The sequence below is a fragment of the Ruegeria sp. HKCCD7255 genome (genome assembly GCF_013031565.1).
Taxonomy (GTDB): Bacteria; Pseudomonadota; Alphaproteobacteria; order Rhodobacterales; family Rhodobacteraceae; genus Ruegeria.
Genome location: NZ_WQAG01000003.1, coordinates 308,395 through 331,141 on the forward strand (window position 1 = coordinate 308,395; position 22,747 = coordinate 331,141).

The following is a 22,747-nucleotide window of genomic DNA, read 5'->3' on the forward strand; positions in this document are numbered from 1 at the left end:
CCGCCAGAGCGTTTGGCTCTGGCGGCTGAATTTCATCCGGTAGAGGCTGGCTTATTCGGCCTTTTGCGCCTCGACCGAGATTTGAACCGTCACTTCGTCACCAACGAACGGCGCAAACTGGCCCAAATCAAACTCGCTGCGCGTCAGTGTGGTTGTCGCGTTGAAACCTGCCCATGGCTTGTTGGCCATCGGGTGGTTGTCGACCTTGTTCAGCGAGGCATCCAAAACAACAGATTTGGTGACACCGTTCATCGTCAGGTCACCCGTGATATTTGCGGTGTCGTCACCGGTCACTTCAATGCCGGTCGAGGTGAAAGTGATCAGGTCACCCTCTTTCGCACCAAAAAAGTCCTCAGACATGAAATGACCTTCACGCGCTTCCCAGCCGGTGAACATGGACATGACAGGCATGGAAACACTCACGCTCGAGGCAGCTGGGTTTTCTTGATCGAACATGATCTCACCTTCAAATCCCGAGAACATCCCGTATGTGGTCGAAAAACCCAGGTGGTCATAGGAAAACAAAACCTGACTATGGCTGGGATCCAAAACGTATTTTTCGGCGCCGGCAAACGCTGTTGTCGCCGATACGGCCAGTGCTGCAGCAATAATGGTGGATTTCATGGTTATCTCCGCGGTGTTAAGTTCGCAAACCTCAAGGCTCGCTCATAACACATTTGTGCCGCCCAAGGGCGGCACTCAAGTTTATTTGATCAACAGGTCCTGTTCTTTTTTGAACAGAATAAAACTCAGCCGAGGATTGTTACGTTCTGGCTCAGTTGTCCTTTCAGCGCGCGGCTGACATCCGCCGATTGCAGGGGAAGCTTCATCAGCAAGCTGCCATCAACGTCGAACAGTTCGACCTGATCGTCCGAGAAACGGGCACCACCCAGAGATTCATAGCTGCGGCGCAGAACGGTTTGCGGACGACCATTCTCGTTCTTTTGCAGGATACGAACCTCACGGCGGATCGGGTCAAAATAGGCGTCGGGACGCGTATCCAGCAATTCCACGGTCAGAAGGCTGACACCGCCAATCAGAAACGCCAGCGATGCGATCAATTTGAACGGCCATACCTCGGCACCCATCACCGAACCTGGCATCAACCACATCGAGAAGGCGATCATGATCAACAGGGCTCCGGCGATCCGAGCCAGTACAAGTCTTGCCTTCCAATTCGGTGCGAAATTGATCAGCAGAGGTACTGATTTTTCATAGACTGCGCTCTGCGCTGTCTTTTCGAAAGTGTTCGTATTCACTACGGCCATTGGTTTGCCCTGTCTTTATCTGTTGCGATGTTCCGGGTGTCCCCGTCTTAATGAACAACCTCGAGGAGAAAAGCGTCAGGAATTGGGCACCCTGGTGGAAATAGCACGGCGTCTCAAAGGCATGTAAGGCAGGGCTTGTTCCCACCGCCCAAACGTGTATATGAGGCCATCCTTCGCACAGATGTGAATCGCGCAGCCTCTCGTGGCAGGGTCGCGAAGGACAAAATGGCCCCGCCTTTGAAATGCGCCTTGATATAAACAGGAGTGAACATGCCACTGTATGAGCATGTAATGATCGCGCGTCAGGATCTGTCCAACGCGCAGGCCGAAGGCCTGATCGAACACTTTGGCACCGTACTGTCCGACAATGGCGGCAAACTCGTCGATAGCGAGTATTGGGGTGTCAAGACGATGGCCTACAAGATCAACAAGAACCGCAAGGGTCACTATTCCTTCCTGAAGACCGATGCCCCCTCGGGCGCGGTGCAGGAAATGGAACGCCTGATGCGCCTGCATGACGACGTCATGCGTGTTCTGACCATCAAAGTTGACGAGCACGCTGAAGGCCCGTCGGTTCAGATGCAAAAGCGTGACGAACGTGGCGACCGCCGCGAGCGCCGTTGATCAACGCCTGACGAAAGGACATAAACCATGGCCGCAAAACCATTTTTCCGCCGTCGCAAAGTTTGCCCGTTCTCGGGTGAAAACGCGCCGAAGATCGACTATAAAGACACTCGTCTGCTGCAGCGCTACATCTCTGAGCGCGGCAAGATCGTTCCCTCGCGTATCACTGCCGTTTCGGCGAAAAAGCAGCGTGAACTGGCCCGTGCCATCAAGCGCGCCCGCTTCCTCGCCCTGCTGCCCTACGCCGTGAAGTAAGGAGAGACTGACATGCAAGTTATCCTTCTGGAACGTGTTGCGAAACTGGGTCAGATGGGCGACGTCGTTGACGTCAAGCCTGGCTACGCCCGCAACTTCCTGCTGCCCCAAGGCAAAGCCCTGAGCGCGTCCGAGTCGAACATCGCCTCGTTCGAAGCCCAAAAGGCTCAGCTTGAAGCACGCAACCTGGAAACCAAGAAAGAAGCTGAAGCGCTGGCTGAAAAGCTGGACGATCAGCAGTTCATCGTGATTCGCTCGGCCTCGGATGCCGGTGCGCTCTATGGCTCGGTCACTCCACGTGACGCCGCAGACGCCGCCACCGAAGCAGGTTTCACCGTCGACAAGAAACAGATCGCCCTGATCGCTCCGATCAAAGAGCTGGGTCTGCACACCGTCGCCGTTCACCTGCACCCCGAAGTTGAAGTTTCGATCAAGCTGAACGTCGCGCGCTCGGAAGAAGAAGCCGAATTGCAAGCTTCGGGCAAATCGATCCAGGAACTGGCCGCAGAAGAAGAAGCTGCAGCCGAGTTCGAGATCGCCGAACTGTTTGATGATATCGGTTCTGCGGCATCGGAAGACGACGAACTGGTCGCCGATGCAGCTCCTGCCGAAGAGGCTGCCGAAGACGAAACCCAAGCCTAACAAGGTATTTGGACGAGCCACTTGAAGGGCCGTGCTGACAACAGCGCGGCCTTTTCCATTTTCAGCTTATACGGGCAAAATTTCGCCAGATTAAATGCCTAGGCTTGCGAGGTAACGGCTGTTCCTTATGTTCCGCAAGCAATGACAAAGAGGTTCCAAATGCTCTCGTTCAAACGTCGCGACTTTCTGGCTTTGGCTGCAATTCTTCCGCTCGCAGCCTGCGGCGGAGCTGACAACGCTGTATCGCGTGGGGATACGTTTGATCCACCGCTTTATCCTAACGAAACCCCCGAACTTCGCGCATCAATCAACAGATGGGCCGACCATTATGAACTCCCGCGCGAGCTGGTACACAAGCTCGCCATCCGCGAAAGCACCCACCGTCCCTGGGCTGTAAACCGTCCCTACTATGGATTGCTTCAAATTCTACCGGCAACGGCTCGCTCAATGGGATACAGCGGAAACGCCAAGGGGTTGCTGGATGCGGACACCAATCTGGAATTCGCCGGCAAGTATCTGCGTGGGGCCTGGCTGCTTTCAGACGGCAATCAGGATCGCGCTATTTTTCTATACGCCAAAGGGTTTTACCCCGAGGCCAAAGCGCGCGGAATGCTTGTCGAAACCGGGCTGCGATCGAACTAAGCGTGGCTTTTTTCTCAGGTTTTGACGGAATGGCAGCAACACCGGGGCCAAACCGTTCTTGACCCGACAAAAAATGCGCCTTTCTGTCAAATGAAATTCGAATTAAGATTACAGTATGTGCACCCCTCACTTGCATCCGTATCAGAAGCTGCCCTAACGTAAACATTGGACACCCCTGAATTGGCAAAGTGTCAAAAGATGCATCGCTCTAAAGGTTTGAACGGTGAAACTCATAGACCTGGCTGCGCTCGACCAAGATGAAAAGTCGACCGCAGATATCATAAACGCTGTTTGCCACGAGCTGGGCTTTGACTATGCGTCTTATGCCACGATGAACACCGCCGGAGGCGATGTACAGGGATATGCCAACTATCCCGATGAGTGGAAGATTCACTACGGTAGCCACGGCTACCACAAATTCGACCCCACCATTTATACCTCCATGCTCAGTATTGCACCGGTGGATTGGGGGCGTTTCCAGAAAGATGAAAAGTTTAATGCGGTCTTCCGGGACGCGCATGATTTCGGCATAACATCGCGCGGTCTGACGGTTCCAGTGCGCGGTCCCTACGGCGAATGTGGCTTGCTGAACGTCACCCGGGATTGTTCCGATGCCGAATGGGACAAGTACAAACGGTACGTGATGGGCGACCTTCAAATGGCAGCCGTCAATGCACATGATACAGTCATGCAATCGGACGTCCTGTCCCGTGCGCTCTATCTTCCTTCACTGTCCACCCGTGAAAAAGAAATCCTGCAATGGGTTGCTGAAGGCAAGTCACAACAAGATATCGGTGACATCCTTTCGATCTCGCACCGGACTGTCGAGGTTCACATGCGTTCGGGTCGGGAAAAACTTGGCGCTTTGACCACGCCGCAGGCTATTGGCCGGGCAATAGGTCTAGGCTTAATCACGCCAGGTTAACAAAAAAATACAAAAATACGGGAAACCCCCAATAGTCTCATTTCAAATGTTCGTTAATCCTGCTCCTACGGTAACCAATCTGTAGGGGGATGGAAATGATCATCGTTATCGATGGTATCAACCAACACTTATTCACTGACATCTTGGACGAGATGTACCAACTCCGCGCGCGCGTTTTCGGGGATCGCCTGGGCTGGGAAGTCAATATCGAAAACGGGCGCGAGCGCGATGCGTTCGACGACCTGCATCCGGCACATGTCGTAAGCATCAACGACGATGGGGACGTCGTTGGGTGCATGCGCCTGTTGCAGACAACCGGGCCACATATGATGGCCGACGTCTTTAACGCGATCCTGGATGGCGAACCGCCGATCCGAAGCGCCCAGGTTTGGGAGGCAACGCGCTTTTGCGTAGACACGAAAAAACTGGGGCGCGGCCGCGGGAAGAACTCGATTTCCTATGTGACCAGCGAGGTCATGATCGGGTCGTTTGAATATGCGATGCAGGCCGGAGTGCTGGATTCGATTGCGGTGATCGATCCGGTCATGAACCGGGTGCTGCAACGATCGGGCAACGCTCCATACGACTATCTTGGCACGGCCAAACCGATGGGCAAAGTCGTGGCCATGGCTGCTATGATGGACTGTTCGGAAGAACGGATCGCTGGCATCCGCGCGTATGCGGGTATCGAACATGATGTGTTCCTGTCCGAAGACGCAGCGTTGGCGCTGTTTGCGCGCTCAAAATCGCTTGCGCCTGCGAACCAAGACCACAAGCCACTCACCGATCTTGAAAGGTATTTTGTGGAGCAGATCAGTGCCTCGACCACCGAAGACGAACGGATGGCCACGCTGAAGCTGATCGAAACTCTAACAGATACTTTCTCGCCAGAGCAAAAAGTTGCTCTGCTTGGAACCCCCCGCGCTTTTGCTCATGAGGTCTGACCCCCTCGCCTCATAGAACCAAAAGCCACCCATGCGGAGCCGTCTTCGAGATAAGTCGGCTCCGCATTTTTTGTCACCCCGGATCGCCCCGGGAGGAAGAGGTTTATTCCTCTTCCAGTGCCTCAACCGCTTTTTGCAGGTCGTCTTTGCTGACTTCCTTGTCGGCGACCTGGGCCAGTTCAAATACGTAGTCAACGACCTTGTCTTCAAAGATCGGCGCCCGCAACTGCTGCTGCATCTGGGCGTTCTGCTGCACGAACTCAAAGAACTGGCGTTCCTGACCAGGATATTGACGCGCCTGGTTCATGATCGCCTGAGTCATTTCGGCATCGGTAACTTCAACTTCGGCCTTTTGCCCAAGTTCAGCCAGCAACAGCCCCAGACGCACGCGGCGCTCGGCCAGCTTGGTGTGCTCTTCTGTCGGCTCGATCTCACCATGATCGTGGCCTTCCACATCGGGGTTTTCCTCGTGGAACAACTGATGTGCAATCTGCTTGGCTTCGGCCTCAACCAGCGACGGCGGCAGGTCGAAGGAAACCTTCTCGTCCAGAACATCCAAGAGACCACGCTTCATTACGGCGCGGGACGCACCGGCATATTCTGCCTCAAGACGTTCCGAGATCTGCTCTTTCAAACCAGCCAGATCCTCGGCGCCAAATTTCTTGGCCAGCTCATCATTGACCTCTGCCGCGACAGGCTCTTTCACCTCTTTGATGGTGCAGGTAAAGACGGCGTCTTTGCCCGCCAGATGCTCGGCACCGTATTCTTCCGGGAAAGTGACGTTGACGTCTTTTTCTTCCTCAGCCTTCACACCCACCAGTTGCTCTTCAAAGCCGGGGATAAAGCTGTTCGAGCCCAGAACCAGCGGATAATCTTCGGCCGATCCACCTTCAAATTCTTCGCCGTCAACCTTGCCGACAAAGTCAAACACGATCTGGTCGCCGTCCTTGGCCTTTGAGCCCTTGCGGCGCGCTTTGAAATCCTGCGCGGTTTCGGCCAGGTTGTTCAGCGCTTCTTCAATGGCCGCGTCGTCTGCTTTGACAACCAGCTTCTCCAGCTCAACCGTGCTCAAGTCAACTTCGGGGATCTCGGGCAGCGCTTCATAGGACATGGCGACCTCGACATCGTCGCCTTCTTTCCAGTCCTCGTTGGTCATCTTGACCTCAGGCTGCAACGCAGGACGCTCGCCGCTGTCCTCGAAATGCTTGTTCATCGCGCCGTCGATGCTTTCCTGCATCGCTTCACCCAGCAGACGCTGGCCGAACTGCTTTTTCAGCAGGGCCATAGGCACCTTGCCTTTGCGGAAACCTTTCATTTCGATTTCCGGCTGCGCCTCGGTCAGTTTCTCGTTAACCTTGTCGTCCAGCTCGGATGCGGTCACAACGATGTTGTAGCCGCGTTTCAGACCTTCGTTCAGCGTCTCGGTAACCTGCATTATGGTAGTCCCCATAGGATTCGGGGCGCGCAACACGGGCGCGCCAGGCAAATTTGACGCCTTCTATTTGCCCAGCCGCGCGCGTGCAAGAGGCAAAGGCGCCATCAGCCCCGGATTTGACCGCCTTGAACCGAAAAATCGCCCCGGATCGACCGGGGCGACAAGGTGTGTCGTTAAACAGGCTCAGAACCGCCAGCGCGCACCCAGAACCCAGGTGTCATTGCTGTCGAACGATGTTCCGTCATCAAAATCGTGATTCCGGTATTTCAGGTATGCATCAGTGTTGATGCTTTGGATTTTCTGAACAACCGCGAAGCCCCATGACTCGGTACTGGATCCGCTGCTGTTGAAATCCGAACCATCGTAGTAGTCGATCCCGATCCCCGTCTTCCCCCACGAGACCCAATTGCCTTCATATGAGACCTTGCCATAGAAATAGTCCGGATCGCTCGCACCAGCCCTTTTGTCGTCCCGCGTGCCTGCCGCAACCGTAAATCCAAGCCCGTTGCGCAGCAGAACCGACGCAGACCCGAAAAAGTCTTCCTGGTCCCCGGAATTATCGTCTCGATCGCGAACCGCATAGGCAAGCGCCGCCCCGAACTCCACCCCGTCCCCGAACGTGTTGGAATACGAGACGCGAACGTCGTAATAGGTATCATCATCACTGCTGGACAATATGTTCTGGCCATAGGCAAATCCCGCCGAAAATCCATTGAACTCCGGGGTGTCATAACGCACACGCCCGCGCCGAGCGCCATCAAAGTTACTGCTGGAGTCGCCTATGGTTATCCCGCTCAGAACCCCATTTGTACCACGGTAGAAGAAGGCCGAGTTTTCATCGTTGGTAAAGGAATAAAGCGCAGTCCCAACGTAGGACAAATCCACTTCGGCAGCGCCGTCGGCAGCCATGCTGCCCTGGCCGGCAGAAAACTTGCCATAGCTTCCTTCCAACGCGAAATCCACGTGACGGATGTCAGTGCGCGTCCAACCGCTGAAACTTGTGCCCAACTGGTTCCACTCTGTTGAATTGGGCAGACCCAAGGCCGTTTCGAGCAGAAAAGTAAATTCGTTGCTGCCATAAGGTTGCATCAGGCGCAGCCCGACCCTGCTGTTCGAGAGGTCGTTGTCCAAAAGGCGCGTTTCAGTTTGCTGCCCGTCATCGACCGAGATCAGCGCCGGGTGCAACTGGCCGTAAAGCAATACATACCCGCCGCTGTTGTTTTCATATTTCAATTCGGCAGCTGCAGGCGATACCAACCCTGCGACCAACGCGGCCCCAGAAACAGAAATTCGGAAATTGCGTGACATCTTTCATACCTCAAATAAGGGTCCGACCGGTTCGAGTCTGGATACTCACTGGGTAACGAAGCGCTGCGACATACCAGCAAGCCTCTGATCAGAAGTTCTTTTCACTCCGAAAGCAGGAAAGGAGTGAGTCTCATCGTGATATCATAATATGTGTCTATTTGATACCGAAACCTCGGTTCAGCACGCAGAAAATCGCCCGCGCCACGCGGTCATGACGACCTTTGGACCCGCGTCAGTTTTTTTGATCACTCAGTAGGTTACGCAGAACCGCAGGCAATTGCTCAGGTAGATCTTCAGCAATCAAACCCGGCCCGAACTGTCTTGCGCATTCCACATGCAACCAAGCTGCGGTTTCTGCCGCGCTTTGGGGCGCAATCCCGCGTGCCAGAAGCCCCGTGATAAACCCCGCCAAAACATCACCCGATCCAGCGGTGGCTAACCAGGGGGCCGCGCGCTCATACATCGCCGCGTTGATCGCGCATCTCCCATCAGGGCCAGCAATGACAGTGTCGGGCCCTTTGAACAGAACAACACACCCCGCCCGTCGCGCCGCTTCACGCGTGGCATCCACCTTGGAATAGGCCGGGCCCACAGTCGGAGCTGATGTCAGCTTTTCGGCAATATCCGGGAACAGGCGCGCAAACTCGCCCCCATGCGGCGTCAGAACACAATTCGGATGCAAGAGTTCGAAAAGCTTGTCCGGATCCTCGCCAAACGCTGTCAAAGCATCTGCGTCCAATACTGTCGCCCGTTGCGCGGCTAAAGCCACCGGCACCAACGCCCGTGCACGCTCCAACCCCAAGCCGGGACCAAGGCACAGCGCGTTCAAACGCTGGTCCTGCAAGGCCTCCGCCAACCCTTCCGCCCCCTCAACCCGGCGCATCATCAAGGCTGTAATCTGACACGCCACTTCCATCTGCGCCGCAGGAGGCACGCCAAGCGTCACCAACCCCGCTCCGATCCGCAACGCCCCCCGCGCCGCCAACCGCGCCGCCCCGGTCTGGCCGGAACCACCTGACAGGATCAGCGCGTGGCCGTGGGTATATTTGTGGGCGGTTGGGAATTTCTCGACCTCATCCTGGACCCACTCAATCAATTCAACCGGCTCATCCGGCAAGAACTTGATTAGAGAAGTTGGATCGCCCCCCTCTAGTAACGCTGTCTTAATTTCCTCAGGACTTTCTGTACCTGACACTAAATCCGAAAGCTGCGCCAACCCTTCCTTCAAGTTTTGAAAGTTCCTTGCTCTGGCCAACTCGTCCAGCCCGATGTTTTTGGTAGCCAGAGTCCCAAAGGCGGCGTCTTCTAAATAGTGTCCGACGCGAGGGCGGTGAAAAGTTACACACAAATCATTATGGGTCACAAACGGCTTCCACTGGCCCTCCACCAGAAACCGTCCGCTGTCGCTATCAAATCCGCTAGGAACATCGACTGAAACGCTGTGCAAAAAGCAGATTGGCACTATGGAGCGGAAATCGCCCAAGCGCCTCTGAACATCAATGCTTAGGGGCCGAGAAAGACCAGTGCCGAACAGCGCATCGACCACGACACCCAATCCCTCTGCTGAAAAGAAAAATAGTTCTTCGGGCAAATCGGAGAGAAAGTCATGCACGTCACCCTGCTTAGACCATCGCTCGTAATTCACCCGCGCGTCCGGCGGCAACTTTTCCGGATCACCATAGAGAAAAACCCAAACCTCCCACCCAAGCTCGCGCAACAGCCGCGCCACGACAAACCCGTCGCCGCCGTTATTCCCTGGACCGCACAGCACCACTGCGCGCAAGGGTTGCTCTTCATCTTTTTTAGAATACTCAAAGGAGTGCGAGGGGCTGGCCCCTCGCCTGTCCAACTCCGGCCATTCTTCGAAAATCGCATCCACCACGCCCTGCCCAGCACGCTCCATCAACTCCATTCCTGTGACCTCGCCCGCGTCGATGGCCGCCCGTTCAATGGCGCTCATTTGCGCTGCTGTCAGGAGTTCTGTCATATCTACCTCGCTCGATTCAAATCTGCCCACTTTTTGCGCAACAAGATAAAATTTTAATCGTCAGCTTGTTTTAGACGGGCCCCGTGCAGCCAGAATCCGCATTCACATTGCTGCCTGATCTTAGACGTGATCACTGCCATCCAGACAACCATTCAAGGTGAGCTGTGATGAAAAAGATTGAGGCGATCATCAAGCCGTTCAAACTGGACGAAGTGAAAGAGGCGCTGCAAGACGTTGGTGTGCAGGGGCTCAGCGTGATCGAGGTCAAAGGATTTGGCCGTCAGAAAGGCCATACAGAACTCTATCGCGGCGCCGAATACGTAGTGGATTTCCTGCCCAAGGTTAAAATCGAAGTTGTGCTGGACGATGATCAGGTCGATGCCGCCATCGATGCCATTGTATCGGCCGCCAAAACAGACAAGATCGGCGACGGCAAGATTTTTGTCTCACCCGTAGAACAAGCCATCCGCATTCGTACCGGTGAAACCGGCTCGGACGCGTTGTAATCGACTAATCTCCAATCAGAGGAATAGAGAGAATGAGCAAGGACGCAGTTCTTCAGCTGATCCGTGAAGAAGACGCAGAATATGTCGACATCCGCTTCACCGACCCGCGCGGTAAGCTTCAGCACGTAACCATCATGTCTGACCAGGTTGACGAGGACTTCCTGGAAGAAGGCTTTATGTTTGACGGCTCGTCCATTGCCGGCTGGAAGTCGATTGAAGCATCCGACATGAAACTGATGCCCGACACCGAAAGCGCCTATGTCGATCCGTTCTATGCGGAAAAGACCATCTGCCTGCACTGCTCGGTTGTCGAGCCCGACACTGGCGAAGCTTATGAGCGTGACCCGCGCGGCACCGCCGAAAAGGCCGAAGCCTACCTGAAATCCTCGGGCATCGGCGACGTAGCCTATTTCGGACCCGAAGCTGAATTCTTCCTGTTCGACGATGTGCGTTTCTCGAACAGCATCAACAAAGTATCCTACGAAGTTGATGCAACCGACGCGTCCTGGAACACCGACACCGAGTATGAGATGGGCAACATGGGCCACCGCCCTGGTGTCAAAGGCGGCTATTTCCCGGTCAACCCTGTAGACGAAGCGCAAGACCTGCGTTCCGAGATGCTGTCGACCATGAAGCGTCTGGGCATGAAGGTCGACAAGCACCACCACGAGGTCGCCTCGTGTCAGCACGAGCTGGGTCTGATCTTTGACAGCCTGACCAAACAGGCCGACGAGCTGCAGAAATACAAATACGTGATCCACAACGTGGCGCACGCTTATGGCAAGTCGGCAACCTTCATGCCGAAGCCGATCGCAGGTGACAACGGCACCGGCATGCACTGCAACATGTCGATCTGGAAAGACGGCAAGCCTTTGTTTGCAGGCGACAAATACGCCGACCTGTCCGACGAGGCGCTGTATTTCATCGGTGGTGTCCTGAAGCACGCCAAGACGCTGAACGCCTTCACCAACCCGTCGACCAACAGCTACAAGCGCCTGATCCCGGGCTTTGAAGCTCCTGTTCTGCGCGCCTATTCGGCTCGTAACCGTTCGGGTTGTGTCCGTATCCCATGGACCGAAAGCCCCAAAGCCAAGCGCGTCGAAGCTCGCTTCCCCGATCCGGCCGCAAACCCATACCTGGCCTTTGCTGCTCTTCTGATGGCCGGTCTGGACGGCATCAAGAACAAGATCGATCCGGGCGAAGCCATGGACAAGAACCTGTACGATCTGCCTGCCGAAGAACTGGCCGACATCCCGACCGTTTGTGGCAGCCTGCGCGAAGCTCTGGAAGCTCTGGCCTCGGACCACGACTTCCTGCTGCAGGGCGACGTGTTCACCAAAGACCAGATCGACGGTTACATCGAACTGAAGATGGAAGAGGTCGAAACCTACGAGCATACGCCGCACCCTGTTGAGTACGGCATGTACTACAGCTGCTAATCCTTTTTTGGATTTGAAATGCAAGGGCGTCCCAATGGGGCGCCCTTATTCGTTGGCCCCGGTTTGACCACATCATGCTGATCCCTCACTATTGTCTGGCATAGTCAGATCGGAGCCCGCAAATGCCCCCTGAGCCTTCGCCCTTCGCCCCCTATTCCGATTTCATCACATCCACCGATGAGCTCGAAGCACTGGCCGGTCATCCGCTGCCGCAGATCGTCGCCAAAGAGATCCCAGCGCTGGACCAGATGTGCCGCGACTTCATTGCCGCTTCGGGGTTTTGTCTGATCGCAACCGCCAACCCGGATGGCTATGTCGATATTTCGCCCCGCGGCGACCCGCCTGGATTTGTGCATTTCATCTCGGACCAACTGATCGCGATCCCGGATCGGCCCGGCAACAAACGGATGGACACGTTCCACAACATCCTGCGCGATCCGCGTGCCGGGGTGATTTTTTTGGTTCCGGGCAAATTGGAAACGCTGCGCCTGCGCGGCACTGCCCGTCTGTGCAAAGACCCAGACCTGCTGAACCAAATGCAGGTAAATGGCAAAGCGCCAAAGCTCGCCTTGCTGATCCATGTTCGATCTGTCTTTGCCCATTGTCCAAAATGCGTCATCCGCGCGAATCTCTGGCAGCCTGAAAACTGGCCCGACACATCCAGCCTGGCGGATATGAATGCCATGATGGTCAAGCACGCGCGGATTCAGTCCACCCCGGATGAGTGGTTCGAAAAGCTCAAAGAAGCAGGAGAGCTTGATCTGTATTGAAGACTGCTTGTGTTTGAACCTGTCCGGCCTAGGCTGACCTTGATGGCCTAGCCTGAAAGGTAAAGACATGCTTCGATTGACCGCCGCGTTCGTTCTGGGGCTCGCCCTGACTTCCGCTGCTGCAGCTGCCCCCTGCGGTAACACCAGCGCGGGTTTCGAGGCTTGGAAAGCAGACTTCGCCAAGACCGCGAAACGCGCTGGTGTCAAACGCAAGGGGCTGCAGGCCCTGGCGCAGACCCAATACGCAACCCGCACCATCGCAGCCGACCGAAACCAGAAAAGCTTTAAATACTCGCTGGACAAGTTCATGCAGGTGCGCGGCGCAGACGCTATCGTGGCCCAAGGCCGCAAACGCAAGGCACGCAACCCCGAATTCTACGCTGCCCTGGAGCGCCAATTTGGCGTCCCTTCAGGTGTGCTGATCGCCATTCACGGAATGGAAACAGGCTTTGGAAACTTCATGGGTGATAGCCCCGTCGTGTCATCAATCACGACGCTGGCCTATGATTGTCGCCGATCCGAGTTTTTTGTGCCCCATGCCATTGGGGCGCTGAAACTGGTGGACCAAGGTAGCATCACCATGGCCACAAAAGGGGCAAAACATGGCGAGTTGGGACACACACAGTTCCTGCCTGGCAACGCCCTGACCTATGGTATCGACGCCACCGGAGATCGCGAAGTTGACTTCTACAACATGACCGATGCGCTGGCCTCAACGGCTAATTTCCTTCGCAAGAAAGGCTGGAAACCCGGTCGAGGCTATCAGCAAGGAGAGCCCAATTTTGCGGTGATCAAACAGTGGAATGCAGCGTCTGTCTATCAGCAGTCAATTGCGATTATTGCGTGGCGAATCGATAACTAACACCCACATCCCGAACCGGGTGGACAAGCCCCGTCTTGCCATCTTTTGGACACAACAATTTAATGAAATCCAATGTTTCTTGGTTTCCAATGCGTAACCAATCCCTGATATTTCTCGATTTTTTCTTAAAGCGCCAAATTTTGCCCAAGTTCGCTCCTTATGATTGCTGGTGAAAACGACCACTGCGGCGGAAAGAGGAAAAGTCTGTGACCTCAAAACACGACTATCACGGAGGCGTTCAATTTGACGGTGAAGCTAAGGATGCGCTGACACATTTCAGTGACATCGTTGCCGCAACGCTTGAGGACTATGGCTACCAAGTGGAACGCAAGGCGCAGCTGAGCGAGACCGAAGCCAGCATCGTGTCCAGCCAATACCTTGTACGGCTGACGCTTGACTCGCTCCCGCAACATGCTGACCCCCGCTACCAACGCATGGAAAATGCAGCCGGGTTGAAGACGCTTGAGCGTCAGAAGAGCAAACAGCCCGAGAACCGGCTCGCGCTGACTGTTACTCCGGTTTCGGCGATTTTGGACGACACTGAAGTCTCGGAACTGATGTTGGTCGTGATGCTCTACCGGATGATCGATATCTGTTCGACCCGTCGTATCGAATGGTTGTCAGAAAAGACCGTCTTAACAGCCGAGCAGTTCCTCAGCGCATTCGACTCATTCGCACCACGCAGGCTGCGTGACAAGAAGCAGATTTTTGATGTGATCAGCGGCCCGTTTGCGGGTTTGAACATGGCAAACCATGAAGCCGATGTGGTGGCTTTTGCCGAACCAACTGCGCGCCCGATCCAGCTGACAGATGACCAATTGCTCAGCATCGCCTTTCGCACTGAACCCGTCGATGGCGAGGGATCCGAGCAAGTCTTGGTAACCTGTGCGCCCGAGGAGCAACCCAGCGATATTCTGCGCCTGTCCAGCTGGGGCATGACCGGTGCGATTGCAAGCGTCTCGGCCCCGATTGCATTGTCACTGGCAGCGGTCAATCTGATCCGCGGTGAGGATTTCCGTCTGAACACGCAAGTCGTCGCTCTTACAGTGGCTCTTTTCGGGCTGAACACCAGTGGCGCCATTGCCGGAGTGACTTCTGCTATCGGCTTTTGAACAAGACAACCCTAAGACCCTCCTAGGAAGGCCCCGTCATTTGGCGGGGTTTTCCATTTTGGGCAGGGTTCGAGCGTCCAGGACATAGGTGTGGATCGAAAAAACCACTGCACAGGTTCTTGGCAAACGGAGTAGAACCTGCCGTTCGCTGCGCAGAAACCGAGCAGAGCCGCGATCCATGATCTCGCGTGGATCGTTCACACTGCGTGGCTGATACAACTCAGCGTCGTGATACCAGAGGGCATTGAAGCGCCATAAAGGGCGGCCGGGCTGGATACCATCGAACAGCCGTTGGACTCGGCGGGCGATATTGGCGTCATAGGGATCAACTCGATCATGAATGCCGATCAAAGGGCGCATGAACTTCTCGGACAAGCACCAACTGGCCGGAAAGCACAGAATGGCTCCGGTCAGAACGTGTTCGTCACCCTGTTTCTGCAAGATACACAGATCTTCCTGCACCAGATGGCACAGCGTCTCTAGTGGCTTGGCGCGATCAATCTTGACCCGAACACCATCCGGGCGCAGCGCATGATCCCCTGCATCAGGGTAATGTAGCGCCAAAGCCATTTCCAGAAGCTCTTGCGCGGGTTCAAATGCCTGCGCGTCCATCGCCAGAACATCCTTGCGATGATCTCGCAAAACCTCGGCCCTACGGCGCATTTGCGCATCAAAGGCATCATCCCGACGCAGCCAATCATCTGCGTCAGCAGCGCCGATACCGGGGAGTGCGGTTTCAGTCAGCGGGTCATAGGGTAAGGAGCTCTGCAAGATCGTAGTCATGCGCCCGCACTAACAGCCTCACCCGGAAATGTCGGTAAAAAAGCGACGTCGAAACGGTCGCAAATAACTGCGACCTGCAAAATGGCACCTTGCACAGTCATCTGGCAAGAATGGAGGCCCTCAGTGAACGTTCCATATCGCGACACGCGCAAGATCGACCCAACCAAAGGGGCAACTCTGGGCGACGGCACACCGAATGACAATGACCGGATCGAGATCGGACCGACGCAGCTGGCGTTTTCTGAATGGGCCGCAGCCGGGCTTGAGCTGCCAAACCTGGAAACCATGCGCAACTATCGCTGGCAGCGCCTGACACAGGCCATTGTCGACCGGGGCTATGGTGGATTGCTGATCTTTGACCCGCTCAATATCCGCTATGCCACCGACAGCACCAATATGCAGCTGTGGAACACGCATAATCCGTTTCGCGCCGTTCTGCTCTGCGCCGATGGGTATATGGTGATCTGGGACTATAAGAATTCGCCGTTTCTGTCCAAGTTCAACCCGCTGGTGCGCGAGCAGCGCTCGGGCGCGGACTTGTTCTATTTTGACCGTGGCGACAAGGTCGATGTTGCGGCTGATGTGTTCTCGAACGAGGTGCGCGTGCTGATCGACGAACATGGCGGCGGCAATAAACGCCTGGCGGTCGACAAGATCATGCTGCACGGCCTGCGCGCACTTGAGGCGCAGGGCTTTGAGATCATGGAAGGTGAGGAGCTAACGGAAAAAACTCGCGCCGTCAAAGGCCCGGACGAGATTCTGGCAATGCGATGCGCCAGCCATGCCTGCGAAACCGCCGTGGCCGAAATGGAAAGATTCGCCCGTGCGAATGCGGGGGATGGCAAAACCTCGGAAGATGACATCTGGGCCGTTCTTCACGCCGAGAATATCAAGCGCGGAGGCGAATGGATCGAGACCCGCCTGCTGGCCTCGGGGCAACGTACCAACCCGTGGTTTCAGGAATGCGGCCCCCGGATCACGCAGCAAAACGAGATCATTGCCTTTGATACCGACCTCATTGGATCATACGGCATATGCGTTGATATCTCACGCACCTGGTGGATCGGCGACCAAAAGCCTCGCGCCGACATGATCTATGCGATGCAGCACGCCCATGAGCACATCATGACCAATATGGAAATGCTGAAACCCGGTGTGATGATCCCCGAACTGACTGCCAAGAGCCATCGTTTGGACGAAAAGTTTCAGGCGCAGAAATACGGCTGCCTCATGCACGGCGTTGGCCTGTGTGACGAATGGCCCCTGGTCGCCTATCCTGACAAGGCGGTCGCCGGTTCGCATGACTATCCGATTGAACCCGGTATGGTATTGTGCGTCGAGGCAGCAGTGGGTGAGGTTGGCGGCGACTTCTCGATCAAGCTGGAAGATCAGGTCCTGATCACCGAAGACGGCTATGAGAACCTGACCAAATACCCGTTCGATGCGCAACTGATGGGCACCGCTTAAAAACTATTCGCTCTGCCCCCAACTAGACCTTCTGACATTGCCATGCCAGTCCTCTTGCGTGGCGGCAGCGTCCTGGCTGGCCATATCAAGCGGCCAGTTCTGCCCTAAGGCAAATCCAGCTGCTCCGGTCAGAAAAACCGCAAAGACAAGGCTTTGCTGAATGATGGGTTTGTGCGGGACACAAGGTGCGTGTGCCATTTTGGCCTCCGTTCGTGACTTATCTGTAAGCCCAATGTGGTTGCCGCCCGAAAATAATGAAAATGAATGTTTAATCGATATTGAATCACGAAATGTGATATAAAGATTCAATGCTCCGCTGAACGGTTGGATCATTCGAGACAAAGTTTCAGTCCCTCACCTTACCGTTACGGTTCTGACATAGGGGTTGAGCCGCTCCCCGTCAGCACCCAGTATGGTTCCGCCTCCAAACACCAAGGATTCCCAATGCCAACGGAACGCGTAACTTTTGCCGGACATGACGGCAGCCGACTTGCGGCCCGGTTAGACCTGCCGGATGGGCCTGTCTTGGCCACTGCCCTGTTTGCCCATTGTTTTACATGCTCAAAGGATATCCCGGCGGCGCGGCGCATTTCGGCACGTCTTGCAGCCATGGGAATTGCCGTCTTGCGGTTCGACTTCACCGGGCTGGGGCATTCTGAAGGGGAGTTTGCGAATACGACCTTCACATCGAACGTCCAGGACCTGACTGCAGCAGCTCAGTATCTGGCGGGGCGGAATATGGCACCTGCGCTGTTGATTGGTCATTCGCTGGGTGGGGCTGCGGTTTTACGGGCCCGTGCATCGATCGAGTCGGTCAAGGCCGTTGTGACATTGGGCGCCCCGGTGGATCCCGGCCACGTCTCACACCACTTCGAGGCCGCCCTCCCGGAAATCGAAAAGGATGGCAGTGCCGAAGTATCGTTGGGCGGTCGACCTTTCCGCATAGGCAAGGCCTTTGTCGACGATATCTCGGAAACCGCGCTGACGCCTGCGATTGCCAATCTGAACGCAGCGCTTCTGATCCTGCATGCGCCGTTGGATTCCACGGTCAGCATCGACAATGCCAGCAGTATCTTCATGGCCGCAAAACATCCCAAAAGCTTTGTGACGCTGGATGATGCAGACCATTTGATCACGCGCATCGAAGACGCGAATTACGCAGCAGATGTGATCACCGCCTGGGTGTCACGCTATGTTAAGCTAAGCCCCCCCGCCCCGCCGATCGGCGCGCCTGAGGGTGTTGTGCGTGTGACCGAAGCCGATCCAAGCGGATATCTGCAGGACATCCAGTCCGGTCCCCACCATCACGCCAAAGCTGACGAGCCGGTGTCCTACGGAGGCACAGACCGAGGCATGTCGCCCTATGGCTTTGTATCCTCGGGCTTGGGCGCCTGCACGTCGATGACCATCCGCATGTATGCACGGCGTAAGCGCTGGCCGCTGACCAGTGTCAGTGTGGATGTGTGTCACAACAAGGTACACGCACAGGACGCCGGTCTCGCCATCAACGAAGGCAAAGTGGACGTCTTTCGCCGCAAGATCCGATTGCAAGGTCCGCTGGACGAAGCACAACGGGCCAAATTGATGGAGATCGCGGACAGATGTCCGGTACATCGCACCCTGGAAGGGACAGTTCAGATCACGACCGAGCTATTGCCCACTGAATAGGTCTGCGCCACGGGGCCACCCCGCAGCGCAGTCAGAACTATCTGCGCGGGCCAGGCCGGTGGATTGGCGGTCGCGCTGTGGGTGGGCGCGCCACTGGCGGGCGCGGTCGGGCCGGAGGCTTAGCGACAGGCGGTTTGGGGCGCGCGGGCGGTTTCCCGGCAGGTGGGTTTGGTCTGGACGGTGGTTTGCCCGCAGGCGGATTGGGCCTGACTGGTCGATCAACGTCGATATCCACATCGACATCGCGACGATAATAGTCGTTCCAAAGCATCGAATCGTAGAACGGATCATAGCCGTAGCCGACGCCAAACCCGACAGCGACACCATCGCAACCAGACAGAGCAAACGCCGAACCTCCCAGTCCCAGAGCCAGCACCGTTCGCTTAAGGATCGAATACGCCATTTGCTACCCTCCTATCGCAGTGACCGGAAGGATTCGAACACGGCGTTCAAATCCTCAACATAGCCCGCATCGGCGCTGTCACGAAGGATGGCAACGCCAACAGCCACACGGTCGCGCGGAAGGTCGATCACGGTCGCGGTAAAGTTCACACCTCGCCCATCGCGCCGCCCGGTGCCGCGGATGACTTGAGCCGGCAATCCGCCAATGCGCTGACGCGTGTTGCTGCTCACCTGCGGGTCCTTGACCAGGAACTTGTCGATATCGCGCAGGTATTGGATCCCCCCATCGATCGTCGAAACACCTTCGGGCGAAATGAACCCGATCCAAGCCGCATCATCGGTTACAGGCCGCATACCCATGACCCGCGACACGCTGCGCGGGTCATTGCCGCTGGTGTCTTCAATCTCGCGTGGGCCACCGACCCGAAGCGCCCAGAAGTCAGGGACAATGAACTGGAACAACGGCGCGCCACCATCTGTATAGGTGACGGGAGTATCTGCACTGGCAGGCACAGCGCTGCCCAGTAAAAGCGCAGTAAAAGCCCCAAGGGCGGAATTTTTAAGAAAGCGCATATCTTAATAACCTGATGATTTCTCTGCCATCAGATTGGACGCGTATGCCCCTGTTTGTCCACCCCGCAAACACGGGGCACAAAAAACCCGCGACCGGAGATACCGGCCGCGGGCTCTTGTCGAAATCCAGGGAAATCAGGTACGCGCGTTGCCGACCAGTTTCCATACCGCCGGGATCAGCAGCGCCGCCAGAGCCAGCTTGATCGCATCACCCAGCAGGAACGGTGTCAGACCCCATTCCAAGATCGGTTTGTCCCAGCCGAACAATTGGCCCAGCCACAGCAGGCCCGGCACATAGATGAGCACGTTGGCCAAAACCAGCGCCAGCGCCAGTTTGCCAACCGAGCGGTCCCAGCCGCGCGCGGCCAAGGCACCCAGCGCCAGTGTCGCCAAAACATAGCCGACCAGATAGCCGCCGGTGCCGCCCATCATGTAGGTCAGGCCGTTTTTCTCGGCTGTCGAGCCTGCGAACACGTCAAAGCCCAGCGCGCCGACCAGCAGATAGCCCAGCATGGTAACCAGCCCAAGACGTGCGCCATAAGCGGTGCCGATGGTCAATACCGCAAAGGTCCCCATTGTGATCGGAACCGGCCACATCGGCACTTTGATCTTGGCTGCAACGGCCAGAGCAACAATGCCCAAGGCAACCAGTACAACCTGTTTGACGCGCAGCGCTGTCCCCTCGCGCGGGCCAATTGCATTGGCCAATACGTTCGCATTCATTTCGTTTTCTCCACTTGCGGATCTCTTTGCACATGCAGCAATGCCCGTTCCGGCCCCCTGCTGCAAGATGATTACGCTATCGTCGCGTAAATTCGGTCTCCATTTCATAGGATTTTCGCGGGCCCGACACGGTCCAGCGGACGCTCCAGCGCGGCCATCCTGTGAAATCGTATTCTGCATCATAGCTGTCAGGGGGGCAATCGTGATGATCCTTCTCGTGGGGTCGGCCCAATGTCAGAGCGTGGAAATAGCGATCATCGTCGAAATAGATGGCAATCCCGCCCTCGGCTGCGCGCCAAAAATAGCGCCGCGTTCCGGTCATTTCAGGTTGTCCGGGAATGCGCAGCGTGACCGTCTCATCATAGATCAACCCGCCTGATCCGGGGCGCAACTCAGCCTCACCATCGGCCTGCACCACCTGCCCGGCCCGCTCATCGCGGATCAGTCGCGTCAGTGCCCAACGCCCTTCGAAATCAGTCAATCCTGTGGGAAGGCTCACTCGGAATACGTCCCGTCTGTAATGCCGCCCGCATCATCCACAAATCGGATTACGTCGCCTTTTTGCTGTACGTCATAGCACGCCCACAGGTCCGACGGTGGCCAGATCGAGCAATATTGATCCCCCCGCACAGCCCAGCGCCCGGTGCTTGGGCCGCCTGAGAAATAGTTTGTCACCATCGACGGCTCAAACACCTGCCAGCCCCCCTGCCCGTAATCGAGCTTTTGCCCCGACAAGGCGGTCAGAATTTCATCGCCCGACAAGGTTTTGAACGTATCAGCCGTCGCAATACCCGGCCAGATCAACAAAATCAGGGCAAACCGTCTCATCCCGCCACTCGTGCCTTGTTCCCTTGGACCAGCACGGCTAAACCCCGCGCCAACGCCTCATCCCAATCACAAAAAGGGTCTGCCGCCAATGATTCCCCGCTATTCCCGTCCTGACATGGTCGCTATCTGGTCGCCCGAAACCAAATTCCGCATCTGGTACGAGATCGAAGCCCATGCCTGCGATGCCATGGCTGATCTGGGTGTGATCCCGCGCGAAAACGCGCAAGCCGTATGGAAAGCCAAGGACGTCGAATTTGACGTGGCGCGGATAGATGAGATCGAGGCGGTCACCAAACATGACGTGATCGCCTTCCTGACCCATCTGGCAGAACATGTTGGCAGTGAAGAAGCGCGCTTTGTTCACCAGGGCATGACCTCATCCGACGTGCTGGACACTTGCCTGAACGTGCAGCTGACCCGCGCCGCGGATCTGTTGATTGCCGATCTCGAAGGTCTGCTGGCCGCGCTCAAGCGTCGTGCGATTGAGCACAAGAACACAGTCCGCATCGGTCGCAGCCACGGCATCCACGCGGAACCCACCACCATGGGCCTGACCTTTGCGCGGTTCTATGCCGAGATGGACCGCAACCTGTCACGGATGCGCGATGCGCGCGCCGAGATTGCGACGGGTGCGATCAGCGGTGCGGTTGGCACATTCGCCAATATCGACCCCCGCGTCGAAGAACATGTGTGCGATCAACTGGGCCTGGTGCCCGAGCCGATCAGCACGCAGGTTATCCCGCGCGACCGCCACGCCGCTTTCTTTGCCACGCTTGGAGTAATCGCCAGCAGCATTGAAAACATCGCTATTGAGATCCGCCACATGCAGCGCACTGAAGTGTTGGAAGGGGCCGAGTTCTTTTCGATGGGCCAGAAAGGCTCATCCGCGATGCCGCATAAGAAAAACCCGGTTCTGACAGAAAACCTGACCGGCCTGGCCCGCATGGTGCGTGCGGCGGTGATCCCGGCAATGGAAAATGTGGCGCTGTGGCACGAGCGCGATATCTCGCATTCTTCGGTCGAACGCATGATCGGGCCCGACGCCACGATCACTCTGGATTTCGCGCTGGCCCGACTGACCGGCGTGATCGACAAGATGTTGATCTTCCCCGAGAACATGATCGAAAACATGAACAAGTTCCCCGGCCTGGTCATGAGCCAGCGGGTGCTGCTGGCGCTGACCCAGGCCGGTGTCAGCCGCGAGGATGCCTATGCCATGGTACAGCGCAACGCGCTGAAGGTTTGGGAACACCGCACTGATTTTAAAGAGGAGCTTCTGGCCGACCCGGACGTCACCGCAGCACTCAGCCCGGATGAGATCGAAGAGAAATTCGACCTCGGGTATCACACCAAACATGTCGATACGATTTTCGCCCGCGTGTTTGGCGAAGATTAATTTCTGGCCAGTTTTTGCCGAAGGCCCGGGTTGCGCGGCGCAATCCGGGCCTTCTTTTTTGGAAGGCTGGCGAATTTGTGATAGGATCACTGCGTAGTCTTTGGAAAGGACACCACCATGATCCGGACAACCATCTGCGCTGTGGCGCTTGTTTTTGCAGCAACTGCAAGCTTTGCCTGTAATGGGCA

The 22,747-nt window shown here is 56.3% G+C and carries 26 protein-coding genes; 14 read left to right on the forward strand and 12 right to left on the reverse strand.

What is annotated here, in order from left to right; translation table 11 throughout:
- Positions 1–51: 51 nt before the first annotated feature.
- Positions 52–624: a YceI family protein gene (locus GOX45_RS08205; RefSeq protein ID WP_171099762.1), complete on the reverse strand. Its 573-nt coding sequence runs from the start codon at positions 622–624 to the stop codon at positions 52–54.
- 125 nt (positions 625–749) lie between these two features.
- Positions 750–1,268 carry a hypothetical protein gene (locus tag GOX45_RS08210; protein WP_171099764.1) on the reverse strand — a complete coding sequence of 173 codons (519 nt, stop codon included), beginning with the start codon at positions 1,266–1,268 and terminating at the stop codon, positions 750–752.
- Between the two features lie 270 nt (positions 1,269–1,538).
- Between GOX45_RS08210 and rpsF the strand changes: the two genes are divergently transcribed.
- The 6 genes from rpsF (at position 1,539) to GOX45_RS08240 (ending at position 5,300) form a co-directional block, all read left to right on the forward strand.
- On the forward strand, positions 1,539–1,892 hold the full coding sequence (gene rpsF, locus GOX45_RS08215; protein ID WP_171099766.1) for a 30S ribosomal protein S6: 354 nt from the start codon (positions 1,539–1,541) through the stop codon (positions 1,890–1,892).
- Positions 1,893–1,919: 27 nt separating this feature from the next.
- On the forward strand, positions 1,920–2,147 hold the full coding sequence (rpsR, locus tag GOX45_RS08220) for a 30S ribosomal protein S18 (RefSeq protein WP_005608650.1): 228 nt from the start codon (positions 1,920–1,922) through the stop codon (positions 2,145–2,147).
- A 12-nt stretch (positions 2,148–2,159) separates the two neighbouring features.
- A complete protein-coding gene (gene rplI / locus GOX45_RS08225) occupies positions 2,160–2,789 on the forward strand; it encodes a 50S ribosomal protein L9 (RefSeq protein WP_171099767.1) in 630 nt (209 codons plus the stop codon).
- A gap of 159 nt (positions 2,790–2,948) precedes the next feature.
- A complete protein-coding gene (locus GOX45_RS08230; protein WP_171100148.1) occupies positions 2,949–3,431 on the forward strand; it encodes a lytic transglycosylase domain-containing protein in 483 nt (160 codons plus the stop codon).
- Between the two features lie 223 nt (positions 3,432–3,654).
- Positions 3,655–4,356 carry a LuxR family transcriptional regulator gene (locus GOX45_RS08235; RefSeq protein WP_171099769.1) on the forward strand — a complete coding sequence of 234 codons (702 nt, stop codon included), beginning with the start codon at positions 3,655–3,657 and terminating at the stop codon, positions 4,354–4,356.
- A 95-nt stretch (positions 4,357–4,451) separates the two neighbouring features.
- Complete coding sequence (locus tag GOX45_RS08240) at positions 4,452–5,300, forward strand: acyl-homoserine-lactone synthase (protein WP_171099771.1); 849 nt, start codon at positions 4,452–4,454, stop codon at positions 5,298–5,300.
- Between the two features lie 103 nt (positions 5,301–5,403).
- On the opposite strand, the gene tig is transcribed toward GOX45_RS08240, so the two are convergent.
- From tig to GOX45_RS08255, 3 genes are all read right to left on the reverse strand, one after another.
- Positions 5,404–6,735 carry a trigger factor gene (gene tig, locus GOX45_RS08245; RefSeq protein WP_171100150.1) on the reverse strand — a complete coding sequence of 444 codons (1,332 nt, stop codon included), beginning with the start codon at positions 6,733–6,735 and terminating at the stop codon, positions 5,404–5,406.
- A gap of 183 nt (positions 6,736–6,918) precedes the next feature.
- Positions 6,919–8,043 carry a porin gene (locus GOX45_RS08250; protein WP_171099772.1) on the reverse strand — a complete coding sequence of 375 codons (1,125 nt, stop codon included), beginning with the start codon at positions 8,041–8,043 and terminating at the stop codon, positions 6,919–6,921.
- A 232-nt stretch (positions 8,044–8,275) separates the two neighbouring features.
- Positions 8,276–10,030 (reverse strand): NAD(P)H-hydrate dehydratase, encoded by a 1,755-nt coding sequence (locus tag GOX45_RS08255; protein WP_171099774.1) that lies wholly within the window; start codon positions 10,028–10,030, stop codon positions 8,276–8,278.
- 167 nt (positions 10,031–10,197) lie between these two features.
- On the opposite strand from GOX45_RS08255, the gene GOX45_RS08260 reads away from it, so the two are divergent.
- The 5 genes from GOX45_RS08260 to GOX45_RS08280 all read left to right on the forward strand — a co-directional run bounded on the left by GOX45_RS08260 (position 10,198) and on the right by GOX45_RS08280 (position 14,719).
- The gene (locus GOX45_RS08260; protein ID WP_171099777.1) at positions 10,198–10,536 is read left to right on the forward strand and encodes a P-II family nitrogen regulator; all 339 of its coding nucleotides are present in this window, start codon (positions 10,198–10,200) and stop codon (positions 10,534–10,536) included.
- Positions 10,537–10,568: 32 nt separating this feature from the next.
- A complete protein-coding gene (glnA, locus tag GOX45_RS08265) occupies positions 10,569–11,975 on the forward strand; it encodes a type I glutamate--ammonia ligase (protein ID WP_171099779.1) in 1,407 nt (468 codons plus the stop codon).
- 122 nt (positions 11,976–12,097) lie between these two features.
- The gene (locus tag GOX45_RS08270; RefSeq protein WP_171099782.1) at positions 12,098–12,745 is read left to right on the forward strand and encodes an MSMEG_1061 family FMN-dependent PPOX-type flavoprotein; all 648 of its coding nucleotides are present in this window, start codon (positions 12,098–12,100) and stop codon (positions 12,743–12,745) included.
- 67 nt (positions 12,746–12,812) lie between these two features.
- Positions 12,813–13,607 carry a lytic transglycosylase domain-containing protein gene (locus tag GOX45_RS08275; RefSeq protein WP_171099784.1) on the forward strand — a complete coding sequence of 265 codons (795 nt, stop codon included), beginning with the start codon at positions 12,813–12,815 and terminating at the stop codon, positions 13,605–13,607.
- Positions 13,608–13,813: 206 nt separating this feature from the next.
- The gene (locus GOX45_RS08280) at positions 13,814–14,719 is read left to right on the forward strand and encodes a hypothetical protein (protein WP_371808961.1); all 906 of its coding nucleotides are present in this window, start codon (positions 13,814–13,816) and stop codon (positions 14,717–14,719) included.
- Positions 14,720–14,755: 36 nt separating this feature from the next.
- Here the strand turns inward: GOX45_RS08280 and GOX45_RS08285 are convergent, their stop codons facing one another.
- On the reverse strand, positions 14,756–15,502 hold the full coding sequence (locus GOX45_RS08285) for a DUF3445 domain-containing protein (RefSeq protein ID WP_171099785.1): 747 nt from the start codon (positions 15,500–15,502) through the stop codon (positions 14,756–14,758).
- Between the two features lie 123 nt (positions 15,503–15,625).
- Here GOX45_RS08285 and dddP point away from each other — a divergent pair, with 123 nt between their 5' ends.
- Complete coding sequence (gene dddP, locus GOX45_RS08290; protein WP_171099787.1) at positions 15,626–16,969, forward strand: dimethylsulfonioproprionate lyase DddP; 1,344 nt, start codon at positions 15,626–15,628, stop codon at positions 16,967–16,969.
- Positions 16,970–16,972: 3 nt separating this feature from the next.
- Here the strand turns inward: dddP and GOX45_RS08295 are convergent, their stop codons facing one another.
- The gene (locus GOX45_RS08295) at positions 16,973–17,167 is read right to left on the reverse strand and encodes a hypothetical protein (RefSeq protein ID WP_171099789.1); all 195 of its coding nucleotides are present in this window, start codon (positions 17,165–17,167) and stop codon (positions 16,973–16,975) included.
- A 246-nt stretch (positions 17,168–17,413) separates the two neighbouring features.
- Between GOX45_RS08295 and GOX45_RS08300 the strand changes: the two genes are divergently transcribed.
- Positions 17,414–18,637, forward strand: a complete 1,224-nt coding sequence (locus tag GOX45_RS08300) for a bifunctional alpha/beta hydrolase/OsmC family protein (protein ID WP_171099792.1) — start codon at positions 17,414–17,416, stop codon at positions 18,635–18,637.
- A gap of 37 nt (positions 18,638–18,674) precedes the next feature.
- Here GOX45_RS08300 and GOX45_RS08305 read toward each other — a convergent pair whose 3' ends face one another.
- The 5 genes from GOX45_RS08305 to GOX45_RS08325 all read right to left on the reverse strand — a co-directional run bounded on the left by GOX45_RS08305 (position 18,675) and on the right by GOX45_RS08325 (position 21,163).
- Complete coding sequence (locus tag GOX45_RS08305) at positions 18,675–19,040, reverse strand: hypothetical protein (protein WP_171099794.1); 366 nt, start codon at positions 19,038–19,040, stop codon at positions 18,675–18,677.
- A gap of 11 nt (positions 19,041–19,051) precedes the next feature.
- Complete coding sequence (locus GOX45_RS08310; RefSeq protein WP_171099796.1) at positions 19,052–19,612, reverse strand: hypothetical protein; 561 nt, start codon at positions 19,610–19,612, stop codon at positions 19,052–19,054.
- A 135-nt stretch (positions 19,613–19,747) separates the two neighbouring features.
- Positions 19,748–20,335 carry a biotin transporter BioY gene (locus GOX45_RS08315; RefSeq protein WP_171099798.1) on the reverse strand — a complete coding sequence of 196 codons (588 nt, stop codon included), beginning with the start codon at positions 20,333–20,335 and terminating at the stop codon, positions 19,748–19,750.
- Positions 20,336–20,411: 76 nt separating this feature from the next.
- Complete coding sequence (locus tag GOX45_RS08320; protein WP_171099800.1) at positions 20,412–20,834, reverse strand: DUF6314 family protein; 423 nt, start codon at positions 20,832–20,834, stop codon at positions 20,412–20,414.
- Complete coding sequence (locus tag GOX45_RS08325) at positions 20,831–21,163, reverse strand: hypothetical protein (protein ID WP_171099802.1); 333 nt, start codon at positions 21,161–21,163, stop codon at positions 20,831–20,833. Before GOX45_RS08325 ends, GOX45_RS08320 begins: the two co-directional genes overlap by 4 nt.
- Positions 21,164–21,251: 88 nt before the next feature.
- Here GOX45_RS08325 and purB point away from each other — a divergent pair, with 88 nt between their 5' ends.
- The gene (gene purB, locus GOX45_RS08330; protein WP_171099804.1) at positions 21,252–22,559 is read left to right on the forward strand and encodes an adenylosuccinate lyase; all 1,308 of its coding nucleotides are present in this window, start codon (positions 21,252–21,254) and stop codon (positions 22,557–22,559) included.
- Positions 22,560–22,747 lie beyond the last annotated feature (188 nt).